This is a genomic window from Pseudomonas sp. Colony2, assembly GCF_019382755.1.
Lineage (GTDB): Bacteria > Pseudomonadota > Gammaproteobacteria > Pseudomonadales > Pseudomonadaceae > Aquipseudomonas.
Map to the genome: position 1 here is coordinate 6,773,429 of NZ_CP080030.1, position 14,776 is coordinate 6,788,204.

Genomic DNA, 14,776 nt, shown 5'->3' on the forward strand with positions numbered 1-14,776 from the left:
GGTCAACTGTGGGAGCTGGCTTGCCTGCGATGCTCTTAGGCTTTTTCCCAAACTTCGAAGTTGTACGCCGGCTTGTCACCCTCAGCCGCATTCTCGACATTCGACACCAGCTTCCACTGGTTCAAATCAAACTCGGGAAACCACGCATCCCCGTCCGGGCTCAACGCCACCCGCGTCAAATACAGGCGATCCGCCTGCTCCAGCCCCTGGGCATACAACTGCGCGCCGCCGATCAGCATCAGCTCATCCACGCCCTGCGCCTTGGCCCATTCCTCAGCCCGCTCCACGGCCGCGTCCAGTGACGGAAAAACTTCCGCACCTTCCAGCGCCAGATCGGTCTGACGGCTGACCACAATGTTCAACCGGCCCGGCAACGGTCGCCCCAGGGAATCCCAGGTCTTGCGCCCCATGATGATCGGCTTGCCCAAGGTGGTGGCCTTGAAATATTTGAAATCCCCCGGCAAATGCCAGGGCATGCTGTTGTCGACGCCGATCACACGGTTTTCACCGAGGGCTGCGATCAGGCTTAAAGGGAGAGTTTTTTTCATGGCGACGAGAATACCAGAGCCGCGCGCGGCATACCCCAACCGGCGTTCCAGCGGTTATGCTCCAGACTCACTGGCTCAACAGGACGGCGCGTGACAGCTCTGAACCCCCTGCAAACACTCTGGCTGACCGAGACCGTGCGCCTGCGCGAGGAACACGCGGGCGCCCTGGAAGACCAGGAAGCCAATCGCCTGGCCCGCAGCACCGGCGGCGACCTGCCCACGCGCATTCAAAACCGCGCGCTGTGGCTGGCCGAACGCGATGGCCTGACCGCCGCCCTGACCCGCTGGCTGCAAGGCGCGCGCCTGGCGCTGATCCTGCTGGCGGTAGTCGCCATTATCAGCGGCGCCGGCCTGGCGTTTGCCGCGCTGGGCAACGGGTTGGCGCCGGTTAATGTGTTCTGGGCCCTGGGCAGCCTGCTGGGTTTGAACCTGATCCTGTTGTTGAGCTGGGCCCTGGGCCTGCTGTTTGCCGGTGAACACGGCGCCAGTCTTGGCCGCCTGTGGTTATGGCTCAGCGAAAAACTCGCCCGCGACGCCAAGGCCGCGCAACTGGCGCCCGCCCTGCTGCTGTTGCTGCAACGGCGCAAGCTCAATCGCTGGGCCGTCGGTGTGCTGGTCAACAGCCTGTGGCTGCTGGCCCTGCTCAGCGCCCTGGTGATCCTGCTGACGCTGTTGGCCACCCGGCGCTACGGTTTTGTGTGGGAAACCACCATCCTGCGGGCGGACACCTTTGTCGCCGTGACCCAAACCCTCGGCGCCCTGCCCGCCTTGCTCGGCTTCAATGTGCCCACTGTCGAGATGATCCGCGCCAGCGGCGATGCCGCCCTGAATATCGAAAGCGCCCGCCAGGCCTGGGCCGCCTGGCTGGTGGGCGTGCTGCTGGTGTACGGCATCCTGCCGCGGCTGATCCTTGCGTTGCTGTGCCTGTGGCGTTGGAAACGTGGGCGCGCCGCCTTGAGCCTCGACCTTAACCTGCCCGGCTACAGCCAACTGCGTGAACGGCTGATGCCCAGCAGCGAACGGCTTGGGGTCAACGATGCGGCGCCCGAACAGTTGCACCACGTAACCGGCGGCGTCAGTGAACTGGAAAGCGACGGCGCCCTGCTGGTGGCCATCGAGCTGGACGACCAGCGCCCATGGCCGCCGAAGCTCCCGGCCAGCGTCAAGGACGCCGGCATCCTCGACAGCCGTGAATCCCGCAACAAGCTGCTGGAGCAACTCACCCGCTTCCCGCCCGCGCGCCTGGCCATCGCCTGCGACCCACGCCGCTCGCCGGATCGCGGCAGCCTTGCGCTGATTGCCGAACTGGCCCGCAGCGCCACCGCCACTCGGGTCTGGCTGCTGCAAGCGCCCGCCGGCCAAGCCCTGGATGCTGAGCGCCTGGGTGATTGGCACACGGCCTTGCAACAACTGGAGATACCGTTCGCCGATTGCGCGCCGCTCACCTGGCTGGAGACCGGTCATGACTAAGCCCCTGAAACTTGCGGTGGTCGGCCACACCAACGTCGGCAAGACCTCGTTGCTGCGCACGCTCACGCGAGACGTCGGCTTTGGTGAAGTCTCCCATCGTCCCAGCACCACCCGGCATGTCGAAGGTGCGCGCTTGTCGGTGGACGGCGAAGCCTTGCTGGAGCTGTACGACACGCCGGGCCTGGAAGATGCCATCGCCCTGCTCGATTACCTCGAACGCCTGGACCGCCCCGGCGAACGCCTCGACGGCCCGGCACGGCTGGCGCGTTTTCTGGAAGGCAGCGAGGCCCGGCAACGCTTCGAACAGGAAGCCAAGGTGCTGCGCCAACTGCTCGCCTCCGACGCCGGGCTGTATGTGATAGACGCCCGGGAGCCGGTGCTGGCCAAGTACCGCGATGAGCTGCAAGTGCTGGCCAGCTGTGGCAAGCCGTTGCTGCCGGTGCTCAATTTTGTCAGCAGCGCCGACCACCGCGAGCCGGACTGGCGCGAAGCCCTCGCCCGCCTCGGCCTGCACGCGCTGGTGCGTTTCGACAGCGTCGCGCCGCCGGAAGACGGCGAGCGCCGGCTCTATGAAAGCCTCGCCCTGCTGCTGGAAAACTCCCGTGGGCAACTGGAACGGCTGATCCTTGATCAGGAAGCCCAGCGCCAGGCCCGCCAGCAAAGTGCGGCGCGGCTGATCGCCGAACTGCTGATCGACTGCGCCGCCTGCCGCCGCAGCGTGGTCAGCGAAGCCGAGGTAGAACAGCAAGCCATCAGCGAACTGCGCAAAGCCGTGCGCCAGCGCGAACAGCGTTGCGTGGAAGCCTTGCTCAAGCTGTTCGGCTTCCGCCCGCAGGACGCCGCCGCCAGCGATTTACCGCTGCTGGACGGGCGCTGGGGCGATGACCTGTTCAACCCCGAGACCCTCAAGCAACTGGGCGTGCGGGTCGGTGGCGGTATCGCAGCCGGCGCGGCGGCCGGTGCAGGTGTGGATCTACTCGTAGGCGGCCTGACCCTCGGCGCCGCCGCCCTCGCCGGAGCCATCGCGGGAGGCGCGCTGCAAACTGCCCGCAGTTATGGCAGCCGCCTGCTGGGCAAGATCAAGGGCCAGCGCGAGCTGACCGTCGACGACAGCGTGCTGCGCCTGTTGGCCCTGCGCCAGCGGCAACTGCTCAAGGCCCTGAACCTGCGGGGGCATGCGGCGATCCACAGCATCAAGGTCGACACACCCCAGGACAAGACCTGGCGCGAAGGCAAATTGCCCGAAGCCCTGAACAAGGCCCGCGCCCATCCGCAATGGTCGTCCCTCAACCCGCACCCCAGGTTGAGCCAGGCCGAACGCCAGGAACAGATCGAAGCCCTGGCCCAGCGCCTGGACGAGACCTAAGCCGCCAACAACTGCCGGGCCTTGGATTTCAACACTTCAAGGTCCAGCACCGGCACGTGCATTTCCTTGGCTTGTTCATCCCAGTGACGCATGCGCAGGCTGACGGCACACAACGGGTCCTGCTCAAACGCCCGGGCTTCCTCGGCGGTCATCACGCCGCCCTGGTAACCCAGGGTGCGGCGGCTGGCCTCGCTCAACCGCGCATAGTAGTCCGGCTGGCTGAAGGTCAGGTAACGCTTGGCCTGCACGTGGTATTCCACCAGTTTTGCCAGGCGCTCGCTGAAGCCCGCCCGGCGCAGATAATCGGCGCCCAGCCGTTCATGGCTGACCACACCATAACCGCCCATGTTCTCGCCACCTTGGCCGCAGATATGCCCGATATCGTGGAAGAACGCTGCCAGCACCACTTCATCATCGAAGCCCTCAGCCATGGCCAACTGCGCGGCCTGGGACATGTGTTCGATCTGCGAGACCGGCTCGCCAATGTAATCGGCGGTGCCGTGTTGTTCGTACAGGCCAAAGACCTCGGCGATTGCCTGCTCTGCTGTCATCACGCACTCCCCCACAGCTCATTGATATTGCGCTCGGCCATCGCCGGCCCGACGCTCATGCCCACGCCGGTGTGCATCAACGCCGCGCTCACCCCCGGCGCCGCCCGCAGGAACGAGAACGGCCCCGGCCCACGGGAACCATAGACGCCCTGCCAGCGCTCCACGACCTGGATCTTGCAGCCCAGGGTATGTTCGGCCAGTTCGATCATCCAGTTGTCCACCTGTTCGGCGTTGAACGGTGAAGGATCGCTGCCGTAATGGTGGGAATCTCCGATGATCAGTTCGCCATAGGGTGTCGGGCTGATCAGCAGGTGAATACCGTTTTCATGCAGGTGCGGCACGTCCCGCAGGATTTCGGCCTGTACCGGCGCGGCTTCCGGCAAGTCGGCGAAGGCGCCGTAGTGCACGCAGCTGAGGCCGGTCAGCAGCGCGTGTTGCAGGTTCAACTCCACCACTGGCCGGGCGCGCAGCATTTGCAGGCGGCAGATTTGCGGGTTGAGTTCGGCAATCTCCTCGGCCAGCAGCGTCTGGTAGTCGTGACCGGAGCAGACAATGATCTGCTCGCCGCGAAAGGAGCCGGCCGTGGTGTGTACCTGGCCGGGCTCGATGTCGCGGACCAGCGTAGAGAAATGAAACTCCACGTTCAGTTCGCGGCTCAGGTAGTTGATCAGCGCCGGGATGGCTTCGCGGGAATACAGTTGTTGATCATCCAGGCCGTGAAGCGCAGCGCGGTGATGGGCGAACTGGCCACCGTACAGCTCGTGCAGGGCGGCGCCTTGCAGCAACTTGACGCGATAACCGTGTTCTTGCGCGCGACCGGCGCAGAAGGCTTCAAGCAAGTGTTCTTCGGCTTCGGTGCGGGCGAACAAATAAGAGCCGTTGCGCTTGAGCTGGATGCCGGCGAGTTGCGCCCACTGGCCCCAGATTTCGCGGCTTTCCCGCGCCAGGTCGAGCATCGGCCCCGGCGGCTGGCCGGTGACCAGTGCCTGGCCGAAGTTGCGCACGGAAGCACCTAGCGGTGTGGCGCTGCGCTCGAAGACCTTGACCTTGAGGCCGCGTTTGGCGGCCGCATAAGCGTGGGACAGGCCGAGGATGCCGGCGCCGATGATCAGCAGTTGTGTCATGAAGACCTCTCGTTCCCACGCTCCGCGTGGGAATGCATCCTGTGACGCTCCGCGTCACGACTACAAAAGCGGACGCAGAGCGTCCAGAGCAGCGTTCCCACGCAGAGCGTGGGAACGATCGATGGTTATTGTTTTTCCGACTTGCCGTCATAGCGCTTGCGCCATTCGGTCAGGATGCTGTCGCGGTTTTTCGACGCCCAGGCAAAGTCATTCTTGATCAACCGCTGCTCGTAGTCCGCCGGCAACTCGGTCTGCGGCTTGGCGATGCCCGGCTGGGCCAGTACCGCGAAGTTTTCCTTGTACAGCTCCATCGCCGCGGGGCTGGCGGAGAAGTCGGCGAGTTTCTGTGCCGCGTCTGCGTGGGCAGTGCCCTTGATCACGGCAGTGGCCTCGATATCCCAGCCCAGGCCTTCTTTCGGCAGGATGATGTCCAGCGGTGCGCCCTGGCGCTTCAGCTGAACGGCCGGGTATTCGAAGGAAATGCCGATCGGGAATTCACCCGAGGCCGCCAGCTTGCAGGGTTTGGAACCGGAGTGAACGTACTGGCCGATGTTCTGGTGCAGGTCGTCCATGTACTGCCAGCCCTGCTTCTCGCCGAAGGTCTGCAACCAGGCACTCACATCCAGGAAACCGGTGCCGGACGAGGCCGGGTTGGGCATCACGATCTTGCCCTTGTATTCAGGCTTGGTCAGGTCCTGCCAGCTCACCGGCTTGCTCAGGCCCTGCTTTTCGGCTTCGACGGTGTTGAAGCAGATGGTCGCAGCCCACACGTCCATGCCGACCCAGGCCGGCGGGTTGGCGGCGTCGCGGTAGTTCGCACCGATCTTGCTCAAATCTGCCGGTGCGTAGTTTTGCAGCATGCCCTGCTGATCGAGAATCGCCAGGCTGGAAGCGGCCAGGCCCCAGACCACATCAGCCTGCGGGCGGGCTTTTTCGGCAAGCAGCTTGGCGGTGATGATGCCGGTGGAATCGCGCACCCATTTGATCTCGATGTCCGGGTTAACCTTTTCAAAGGCCTGTTTGTAGGTCTTCAATTGCTCGGCTTCGAGGGCCGTGTACACGGTCAACTCGGTCTTGGCGGCAAAGGCATTCAGGCTGAACGCAGTGAGCACAGCAGCGGCTAACGCCAGGGGCTTGAACATGGTGCAGTTCCTTTATGGATGATTTATTGACCGGGCGCGGTTTGGCGCCAGGCCTGGGAGCGGCGCAACAAGCCGCGTGAGGCCCACGCCAGCAGCAAGGACACGCCCGCCGAGGTGAACAGGATCAGGGTCGACATGGCCGCCGCACCGCCGACGTTGCCGGCGTCGTCCATGTTCAGCACGGCGACGGCGGCGAGAATGGTGTCGGGGCTGTAAAGGAAGATCGCGGCGGAAACGGTGGTCATCGCCGAGACGAACAGGTAGCGCACGATGTCCAGCAGCGCCGGCAGGCAGATCGGCACGGTGACCCGCAGGTAATGGCGGTACAGCGGCGCCTTCAGCGACAGCGCGGCGGCTTCGAATTCCGCGTCCAGTTGGCGCAGGGCCGTGGTGGCGGTCATTTGGGCGGTGGTCAAATAGTGAGCAATGGTGCACACCACCAGCAACGTCATGGTGCCGTAGAGCACATGCAGCGGGTTGCCGTTGAGGTTGAAAAAGAACACGTAGCCCAGGCCGAGCACCAACCCCGGCACCGCCATCGGCACGAAGCTGAGCATGCGCAGCGCCAGGTTCAGGCCCTTCTGGCCCCTGGTCTTTTCCATCAGGTAGGCGCCGGTGAAGATCAGCACGCTGCCGATCAACGCGGTGCACAGGGCCATGGTGATGCTGTTGCGGTAGGCCAGCCAGCCGCCGCCGGCCGTGTCTTCAAACTGGTAGTGGGCCAGGGACAGCGACAGGTTGTAGGGCCAGAATTTCACCAGGGATGAGTAGACCGCCATGCCGAACACCAGCAGCAGGATCGCGCAGATCAGCAGGACGATGGCCAGGTAGCAGCCGTCCCGCAGCTTCGACGGTGCCGGCTGGAACACCTGGGCGCGGCCGCTCATGGAGTCGCCGTGACGACGGCGTAGCCAGGCGTCGACACCGAAGCTGAACAGTGCCGGCAGCAGCAGGACCATGCCGATCAAGGCACCGCGGCCGAATTGCTGCTGGCCGACCACAGCTTTGTAGGCTTCCAGCGCCAGTACTTGATAGTCGCCACCGACTACCACGGGCACGCCAAAGTCAGTGATGGTCAGAGTGAACACCAGGCAAAACGCGGCAAACACGGCCTGGCGCGTCGCCGGCCAGGTGATGCTGCGAAACGCCCGGGCGGGACTCGCGCCCATGCTCGATGCGGCGTCAAACAAACGTGCATCCGCCAGGGAAAGCGCCGACAACAGGATCATCAAGGCATGGGGAAAGGTGTAGATCACTTCACCAAGGACAATGCCCCAGAAGCCATAGATGTTGTCCGACAGCAGCCCGCGCAGCATGCCCTGGTTACCGAACAGGTAGACCAGCGCAATCCCGGGCAACATCGACGGCGCCATCAACGGCAGCAGCGACATGCCGCGCCAGATCGCCTTGCCCGGAATAAGCGTGCGTTGCAAAGCGTAGGCAAACAGATAAGCCAGTGGTACGACGATGGCGGCAACGCTGCCGGAAACCTTCAGGCTGTTACCGAGCAACCAGTGGAAATTGTCGCTGGTGACCAACTCCCGCGCCGCCACCAGGCCACCGCCCTGCCCGGCTTCACTGCTGAAGCCGCGCCAGAAGATCGCCAGCAGCGGCAGCAGTACCGCAACGCCCAGTAGGCACAGCCATAACAGCTTGCCGCCGACCACAAAAATACGGTCGCCGACTTCGGCACGGGAAACCTGACGAGCCACGTTATCGGGTATCGGCAGAGTCATATCGCGGGCCATCTCAGGCAAACACCTGCAGGCTGCGCGGGGGCAGCGCGACCCAGATGTCCTGGGCGCCGAGGCGCGGCATGGCTTCCGGGGCCAGCTCGGCCAGCAGCGGATGGCCGGGCAGTTGGTCCAGCTCGAAGCTCATGCGGCAGCGGTTGCCGAGGAAAGTGATCTCGCGGACCTTGGCCGGGAACAGGTTTTCTTCATGCACCGGCGGGTTGACGCTGATGGCTTCCGGGCGGCAGAACAGACGGCCCGATTTCGCGACGCCTGCGTTGTCCGCCAGGCGCATATTCATGCCGCCAACCTGGGCGTGGCTGGCGCTGTTGCGACTGAACGGCAGCCAGTTGCCCTGGCCGACAAACTCGGCCACGAACGGTGTGGCCGGGCGGTCGTAGATTTCCTGGGGCGTGGCGTACTGCTCGACCTTGCCGTTGTTCATCACGGCAATGCGGTCGGCCATCAGCATGGCCTCGTCCTGGTTGTGGGTGACCATCAGGGTGGTGATGCCCAGGCGACGTTGCAGTTGGCGCAGCTCGGTGCACAGATGCTCGCGTACCCGGGCGTCGAGGGCCGACATGGGTTCGTCCAGCAACAACAAGGACGGCGCCGGCGCCAGGGCGCGAGCCAGTGCCACACGCTGTTGTTGGCCGCCGGAAAGTTGGCCGGGGTATTTCTTTTCGCTGCCCACCAGGCCTACGAGTTCCAGCATCTGCCCGACGCGCTTGCGCACTTCATCGCGGCCACTGCCGGTGAGGCCGTAGCCGATGTTCGCTTCCACGGTGAGATTGGGAAACAGCGCGTAGGACTGGAACAGAATGCCGTAGTCCCGAGCCTGGGGTGCCAGTAGGGAAACATCGCGGTCGCCGAGGTACAACTCGCCGCTGTCCTGGCGCTCCAGGCCGGCGATGCAGCGTAGCAAGGTGGTCTTGCCGCAGCCCGACGGGCCCAGCAGGCACACCAGTTCGCCAGCGGCGACGTCCAGGGACACGTTATCCAGCGCGGTGAAGGCGCCGAAGCGTTTCTGTACACCGCGCACCTTCATTGGCGCGCCGGGGTTTGTCATGGCGGTGTTCATGGAGGCACCTCATCAAACTGATGAAGGTCATCCTAGGCAGGCAATGCGTCCCTCTTGTGGCAGAAAGGCAAAACGTGGCGATAGTGGTATTGGTGGATTTGGGTTGTGCCGACAGATTGTTCCTACGCTCTGCGTGGGAATACATCCTGTGACGCTCCGCGTCACGACCTTAAGAGCGGACGCGGAGCGTCCAGGCCAGCATTCCCACGCAGAGCGTGGGAACGATCAGCTTTAGAGCGGCGACATTTCCTGCGCCAACCCCAGGAACGCCGCCGGCAATCGGGCGCCCTTTCGCTCTTTGAGGCAGTACAAATACTCGGGAATCTGCGGCGCATTTTCGATGGTCAGCACGCGCAATTGCGGGTCGTGGGGCACTTCCTGGCGGGCAATGATGCTGATGCCGATATTGCGCAGCACTGCCTCACGGATCGATTCCCGGCTGCCGATCTCCAGCAACGGCCCGTAACTCACGCCGGCGCCCTGCAACATCTCTTCGGTCAATCGACGGGTGGTCGACCCCGGCTCGCGCATCAGCAAGGTATGCCCGGCCAGCGCGGTCAGCGGTACATGTTCAAGTACCGCCAGCGGATGATTGCGATGCACCGCCAGCACCAGCGGGTCCATGCCCAGTACCCGCCGGATCAGGCGCGGGTCTTCAAGCAATTGGGACGAGGCGGCGACGTCGACGCGGTAGTCATCCAGCGCTTCCAGCACCTGCTGGGAGTTGCCGATCTCCACCGAAACCTCGACCTGCGGCAGCCGCTCGCGGAAGGTCTTGACCAGGTCGAGGATGTAATAAGGTGCCGTCGCGGCAATCCTCAAGGCCCCTTGTACCTGGCCACTGTTGCGCAGGAAAAACTCGATGTCCGCTTCCTGCTGCAGCAGCGCCTTGACCATCGGCAACAGCCGCGCGCCTTCGTCGCTGACGGTCAGGCGGCGCCCGCCACGGTAGAACAATTCCACCGAGTACTGGCTTTCCAGGTGACGAATCTGGGTGGTCACCGTGGGCTGGCTGAGCCCGAGCTTTTTCGCCGCCTGGGTAATGCTGCCCAGGCGGGCGACCATGTAAAACGCCTTCAGCTCGGCACTCAGCACACCACCCTCTCATCGACTATTTGCGCAGCAGGCGCAGACCATTGAATACCACCAGCAGGCTCACGCCCATGTCGGCGAACACCGCCATCCACATGGTGGCCATCCCAAGGAAGGTCACCGCGAGGAAGATCGCCTTGATCACCAGGGCCAGGGCGATGTTCTGCTTGAGGATACTCGACGTTTGCCGCGACAGCCGAATGAATGCTGGAATCTTGCGCAGGTCGTCGTCCATCAGGGCCACGTCGGCGGTCTCGATGGCGGTATCGGTACCCGCAGCAGCCATGGCAAACCCGATCTCGGAACGGGCCAGCGCCGGGGCGTCGTTGATGCCGTCGCCGACCATGCCGACCCGGTGGCCCTTGGCGTAGAGCGCTTCGATGGCTTGCAGTTTGTCGGTGGGCAACAAGTCGCCCTGGGCCTGGTCGATGCCCACCTGATCGGCGATCGCCTTGGCCGTGTGGGTGTTGTCGCCGGTCAGCATCAGGGTCTTGATGCCCAGGTCATGCAACTGCTGGATGGCTTCGCGGCTGGTGTCCTTCACGGTGTCGGCCACGGCGAACAGCGCCAGCGGGCCGGACTTGTCCAGCAGCAGGACCACGGACTTGCCTTGTTTTTCCAGGGCGAAGAGCTTCTTCTCCAGGGCCGGCGAGCACAGGTTCAGCTCTTCCACCAGACGGTGGTTGCCCAGGTAATAGACCTCTCCATTGATCTCGCCCTTCACACCGCGCCCGGTCAGGGCCTCGAAGTTATCCACAGTGTGCACGGTGAGGTTTTTGTCCACAGCCGCGTTCGCGATGGCCAGGGACACCGGGTGATCGGAGCGCCCGGCCAGGCTTGCAGCCAAAGCCGGTGCGCTGTCTTCCATGTTCGGGAACAGCGCCAGGTAATCGGTTTGCACCGGCTTGCCGTGGGTGATGGTGCCCGTCTTGTCGAGGGCCAGGTAGTCGAGTTTGTAGCCACCCTCCAGGTACACACCGCCCTTGATCAGGATGCCTTTGCGCGCCGCGGCGGCCAGGCCGCTGACGATGGTCACCGGGGTGGAAATCACCAGTGCACATGGGCACGCGACCACCAGCAATACCAGTGCGCGGTAGACCCATTCAAACCACACACCGCCCATGAACAGCGGCGGGATCAACGCCACACCCAGGGCAAAGATGAACACCGCCGGGGTGTAGACCTTGGCGAAGGTGTCGACAAAACGCTGGGTTGGCGCGCGGGCGCCCTGGGCCTGTTCCACGGCGTGGATGATCCGCGCCAGGGTGGAGTTGTTGGCGGCTGCAGTGACTTTGTATTCCAGGGAGCCGGCCTGGTTGATGGTGCCGGCGAAGACTTTGTCGCCCACGGTCTTTTCGATTGGCAGGCTTTCACCGGTAATCGGCGCCTGGTCGATGGTGGACTGGCCGGAGGTGACTTCACCGTCCAGGCCAATGCGCTCGCCGGGACGAACCCGCACGATGGCGCCCAGTTCAATGACTTTAACCTCCTGTTCAACCCAACTGCCATCTGCCTGACGGACCGTGGCCTGTTCCGGCGTCATCTGCATCAAGCCGCTGATGGCGTTACGTGCGCGGTCCAGGGACTTGGCCTCGATCAACTCGGCCACGGTGAACAGGAACATCACCATCGCCGCTTCCGGCCACTGGCCGATCAGGATCGCGCCGGTGACGGCGATGCTCATCAGGGCGTTGATGTTCAGGTTGAGGTTTTTCAGGGCGATCCAGCCCTTTTTGTAGGTGGTGAGGCCGCCGCTGAAGATCGAGATCAGCGCGACCAGGGCAATCACCCACGTCGGGGCTGCATTGGTGAAGTGCAGCACTTCAGCACCTAGCGCACCCACGCCGGACACAGCCAGCGGCCACCAGTGCTTCTTCGCCGGCGGCTCAGCCGGGGCGACGCCTTCTTCAATGGGGTCCGCCTGCATGCCCAGGGACTTGATGGCGTCGATGATCGGCGCGGTCGTCGGCAGGTCGTGAGTGACGCCGAGAATGCGGTTGATCAGGTTGAATTCCAGCTGCTGCACACCCGCAAGCTTGCCCAGTTTGTTCTGGATCAGCGTCTGCTCGGTGGGGCAGTCCATGGCTTCGATGCGGAAGGTGCTCAGCCGCGAGCCCGCTGTCGGGGCTTCGGTCAGCTTCACCAGCGCCGGCGCGGCCTTGCTGGAACAGCAGGAATCGCCACGGCTGCCATGGTCGTGCTTCTGCACAGGTTTGAGCTTGGGGCCGTGATCGTGCGCGTGGTCATGATCATGGTCGTGCTTGTGCGGGGTGTGGAGGGAATCGCTCATTCTGTCGCGTCCGTAAAGGTGCCTGTTGCCAAGTAAAGACCCTGTAGCCACTATAGGGTCAAGCATCCTTTTGGAGATTGCTGCGATGAAGATCGGCGAATTGGCAAAATTGACGGATTGCCAGGTGGAAACCATCCGTTATTACGAGAAAGAAGGCCTGCTGCCGCCGCCTGCGCGCAGTGACGGTAATTACCGGCTGTACACCCAGGCGCACACCGAACGGCTGGTGTTTATCCGCAACTGCCGTAGCCTGGACATGACCCTTGAGGAAATTCGCAGCCTGCTGGGCCTGCGTGACAGTCCTCAGGACCAGTGCGAAAGCGTGAACGCATTGATCGACGAGCATATCCACCACGTCAAGGCGCGGATCGACGGGCTGCTGGCGTTGCAGGAACAGTTGCTCGACCTGCGCCAGCGCTGTGGCGGCGGGCCGGATCTGGATCAGTGCGGGATTTTGCAGCGGTTGGAAGTCAGCGGGAGTGTCGCGGCCAGCGAGGCTGAGCCCTCACATGTGGGCAGAAGCCACGGGCATTGAATGTGTACACAAAAAAATGTGGGAGCGGGCTTGCTCGCGAAAGCGGAGTGTCAGYCACTKAATGTGTTTCTGAKACACCGTATTCGCGAGCAAGCCCGCTCCCACATTTGGACCGAGATCGCTTTTAGATCGCTACATCGGCCTTGATGCTTGGATCAGCGTCATAGCCCACGATTTCAAAATCTTCGAATTTGTAATCGTAGATCGACGCGGGTTTGCGCTTGATCACCAGTTCCGGCAGCTTCTTCGGCGTGCGCGCCAGCTGGGTCTGGATCTGTTCCATGTGGTTGCTGTAGGCGTGGGTGTCGCCCGTGGTGACGATGATCTCGTGAGGGATCAGGTCGCACTGCTGGGCCAGCATATGGGTGAGCAACGCCAGGGCCGCGGTGTTGTACGGCAGGCCGAGGAATACATCTGAGCTGCGGATGTACAACTGCATCGACAGATGACCGTCATGCACAAACGCCTGGTACAGCAGGTGGCAAGGTGGCAGCGCTTGCTTGCCGTCCCGGGCGTTCTGCTGCGGGCTTTTGGTCTCGTCCGGCAGGTACTCGACGTTCCAGCCGTGAAACAGGATGCGGCGGCTGTTGGGGTTGGTCTTCAACGTCTCGACCATGTAGTCGATCTGGTTGATCTTGCCGCCGTCCTTGGTGGGCCACGCGGTCCACTGCTCGCCGTAAACCGGGCCCAGGTCGCCGTCTTCGGTGGCCCATTCGTCCCAGATACGCACGCCATTTTCGTTCAGCCACTTGATGTTGGTGTTGCCACTCAACATCCAGATCAATTCGTTGGCGATGCTTTTGAAGTGAAGCTTCTTGGTGGTCAGCAGCGGGAAGCCGTCGGCCAAGCTATGCCGAAACTGACGGGCAAACACGGCCTTGGTGCCGGTGCCGGTGCGGTCGCCCTTGGTCAGGCCATTGGTCACGACATCGTTCAGTAGTTCGAGATATTGCTTCATGTGTATACCTGTATCGTTGAAGCCGGGACCCTCGGGCCCCGGCGTTCGAATTTAAAGCGCGGTGTTCTTGATGCCTTGCGGGCGATTGTAAGCCCACCACAGCAGGCCCAGGCCGGCGATGATCATCGGCAGGCTGAGAATCTGACCCATGGTCACCCAGCCCCACGCCAGGTAGCCCAGTTGCGCATCCGGCACCCGTACGAACTCGACGATAAAGCGGAAGATCCCGTAGAACAACGCGAACATCCCCGAAACGGCCATGGTTGGGCGTGGCTTGCGCGAGAAGATGTAGAGGATCAGGAACAGCGCCACGCCTTCCAGGGCGAACTGGTACAGCTGCGACGGGTGGCGCGGCAATTGCGCCGGGTCGCTGAACGGCGGGAACACCATGGCCCACGGCACGTCAGTCGGCTTGCCCCACAATTCAGCGTTGATGAAGTTGCCGATGCGCCCGGCACCCAGGCCAATCGGCACGAACGGCGCGACGAAGTCCATCAACTGGAAGAACGACTTGCCGTTACGCCGGCCAAACCACCAGGCGGCGATCATCACCCCCACAAACCCGCCGTGGAACGCCATGCCGCCCTTCCACACCTCGAAGATCAGCGTCGGGTTGGCGATGTAGGCTGGCAGGTCGTAGAACAGCACATACCCCAGGCGTCCGCCGACGATGACCCCCATCGACATCCAGAACACCATGTCGGAGAGCTTCTCCTTGGTCCAGGTCGGGTCGAAACGGTTCAGGCGCCGGGAAGCCAGCAGCCAGGCACCGCCGATGCCGATCAGGTACATCAACCCGTACCAGTGGATTTGCAGCGGACCGATGGCCACGGCCACCGGGTTGATCTGCGGGTAAGGCAGCATTGCGACTCCTCGTTAAATCAAT

General features: G+C 63.2%; 13 protein-coding genes. 3 read left to right on the plus strand and 10 right to left on the minus strand.

Annotated elements, in window-relative coordinates; genetic code table 11:
* Window positions 1-35: 35 nt before the first annotated feature.
* Complete coding sequence (locus tag JV201_RS27780) at window positions 36-548, minus strand: dihydrofolate reductase (RefSeq protein WP_008438965.1); 513 nt, start codon at window positions 546-548, stop codon at window positions 36-38.
* Between the two features lie 90 nt (window positions 549-638).
* On the opposite strand from JV201_RS27780, the gene JV201_RS27785 reads away from it, so the two are divergent.
* Both JV201_RS27785 and JV201_RS27790 read left to right on the plus strand, forming a co-directional pair.
* A complete protein-coding gene (locus JV201_RS27785; protein WP_219406267.1) occupies window positions 639-2,018 on the plus strand; it encodes a DUF2868 domain-containing protein in 1,380 nt (459 codons plus the stop codon).
* A complete protein-coding gene (locus JV201_RS27790) occupies window positions 2,011-3,384 on the plus strand; it encodes a DUF3482 domain-containing protein (RefSeq protein ID WP_003213808.1) in 1,374 nt (457 codons plus the stop codon). The genes JV201_RS27785 and JV201_RS27790 overlap by 8 nt, the downstream gene beginning before the upstream one ends.
* Here JV201_RS27790 and JV201_RS27795 read toward each other — a convergent pair.
* From JV201_RS27795 to JV201_RS27825, 7 genes are all read right to left on the minus strand, one after another.
* Window positions 3,381-3,935, minus strand: a complete 555-nt coding sequence (locus tag JV201_RS27795; RefSeq protein ID WP_003213809.1) for a phosphonate degradation HD-domain oxygenase — start codon at window positions 3,933-3,935, stop codon at window positions 3,381-3,383. The two genes, JV201_RS27790 and JV201_RS27795, sit on opposite strands and share 4 nt — an antisense overlap.
* On the minus strand, window positions 3,935-5,059 hold the full coding sequence (locus JV201_RS27800; RefSeq protein ID WP_219406268.1) for a TIGR03364 family FAD-dependent oxidoreductase: 1,125 nt from the start codon (window positions 5,057-5,059) through the stop codon (window positions 3,935-3,937). The genes JV201_RS27795 and JV201_RS27800 overlap by 1 nt, the downstream gene beginning before the upstream one ends.
* 125 nt (window positions 5,060-5,184) lie before the next feature.
* A complete protein-coding gene (locus tag JV201_RS27805; RefSeq protein WP_003213811.1) occupies window positions 5,185-6,201 on the minus strand; it encodes a putative 2-aminoethylphosphonate ABC transporter substrate-binding protein in 1,017 nt (338 codons plus the stop codon).
* A gap of 23 nt (window positions 6,202-6,224) precedes the next feature.
* On the minus strand, window positions 6,225-7,949 hold the full coding sequence (locus tag JV201_RS27810; RefSeq protein WP_219406269.1) for a putative 2-aminoethylphosphonate ABC transporter permease subunit: 1,725 nt from the start codon (window positions 7,947-7,949) through the stop codon (window positions 6,225-6,227).
* 1 nt (window position 7,950) lies between these two features.
* Window positions 7,951-9,015 carry a putative 2-aminoethylphosphonate ABC transporter ATP-binding protein gene (locus JV201_RS27815; RefSeq protein ID WP_023659299.1) on the minus strand — a complete coding sequence of 355 codons (1,065 nt, stop codon included), beginning with the start codon at window positions 9,013-9,015 and terminating at the stop codon, window positions 7,951-7,953.
* Window positions 9,016-9,246: 231 nt separating this feature from the next.
* Window positions 9,247-10,110 (minus strand): LysR family transcriptional regulator, encoded by an 864-nt coding sequence (locus tag JV201_RS27820; protein WP_008438952.1) that lies wholly within the window; start codon window positions 10,108-10,110, stop codon window positions 9,247-9,249.
* Between the two features lie 16 nt (window positions 10,111-10,126).
* Window positions 10,127-12,397 carry a heavy metal translocating P-type ATPase gene (locus JV201_RS27825; RefSeq protein ID WP_219406270.1) on the minus strand — a complete coding sequence of 757 codons (2,271 nt, stop codon included), beginning with the start codon at window positions 12,395-12,397 and terminating at the stop codon, window positions 10,127-10,129.
* 85 nt (window positions 12,398-12,482) lie between these two features.
* Between JV201_RS27825 and cadR the strand changes: the two genes are divergently transcribed.
* Window positions 12,483-12,932, plus strand: coding sequence for a Cd(II)/Pb(II)-responsive transcriptional regulator (gene cadR, locus JV201_RS27830; protein ID WP_017476559.1), 450 nt, complete (start codon window positions 12,483-12,485; stop codon window positions 12,930-12,932).
* Between the two features lie 124 nt (window positions 12,933-13,056).
* Here the strand turns inward: cadR and JV201_RS27835 are convergent, their stop codons facing one another.
* Together JV201_RS27835 and lgt are read right to left on the minus strand one after the other, a co-directional pair.
* On the minus strand, window positions 13,057-13,890 hold the full coding sequence (locus JV201_RS27835) for a thymidylate synthase (protein ID WP_003213821.1): 834 nt from the start codon (window positions 13,888-13,890) through the stop codon (window positions 13,057-13,059).
* A gap of 51 nt (window positions 13,891-13,941) precedes the next feature.
* Window positions 13,942-14,754, minus strand: coding sequence for a prolipoprotein diacylglyceryl transferase (gene lgt / locus JV201_RS27840; RefSeq protein ID WP_003213823.1), 813 nt, complete (start codon window positions 14,752-14,754; stop codon window positions 13,942-13,944).
* Window positions 14,755-14,776: the final 22 nt, after the last annotated feature.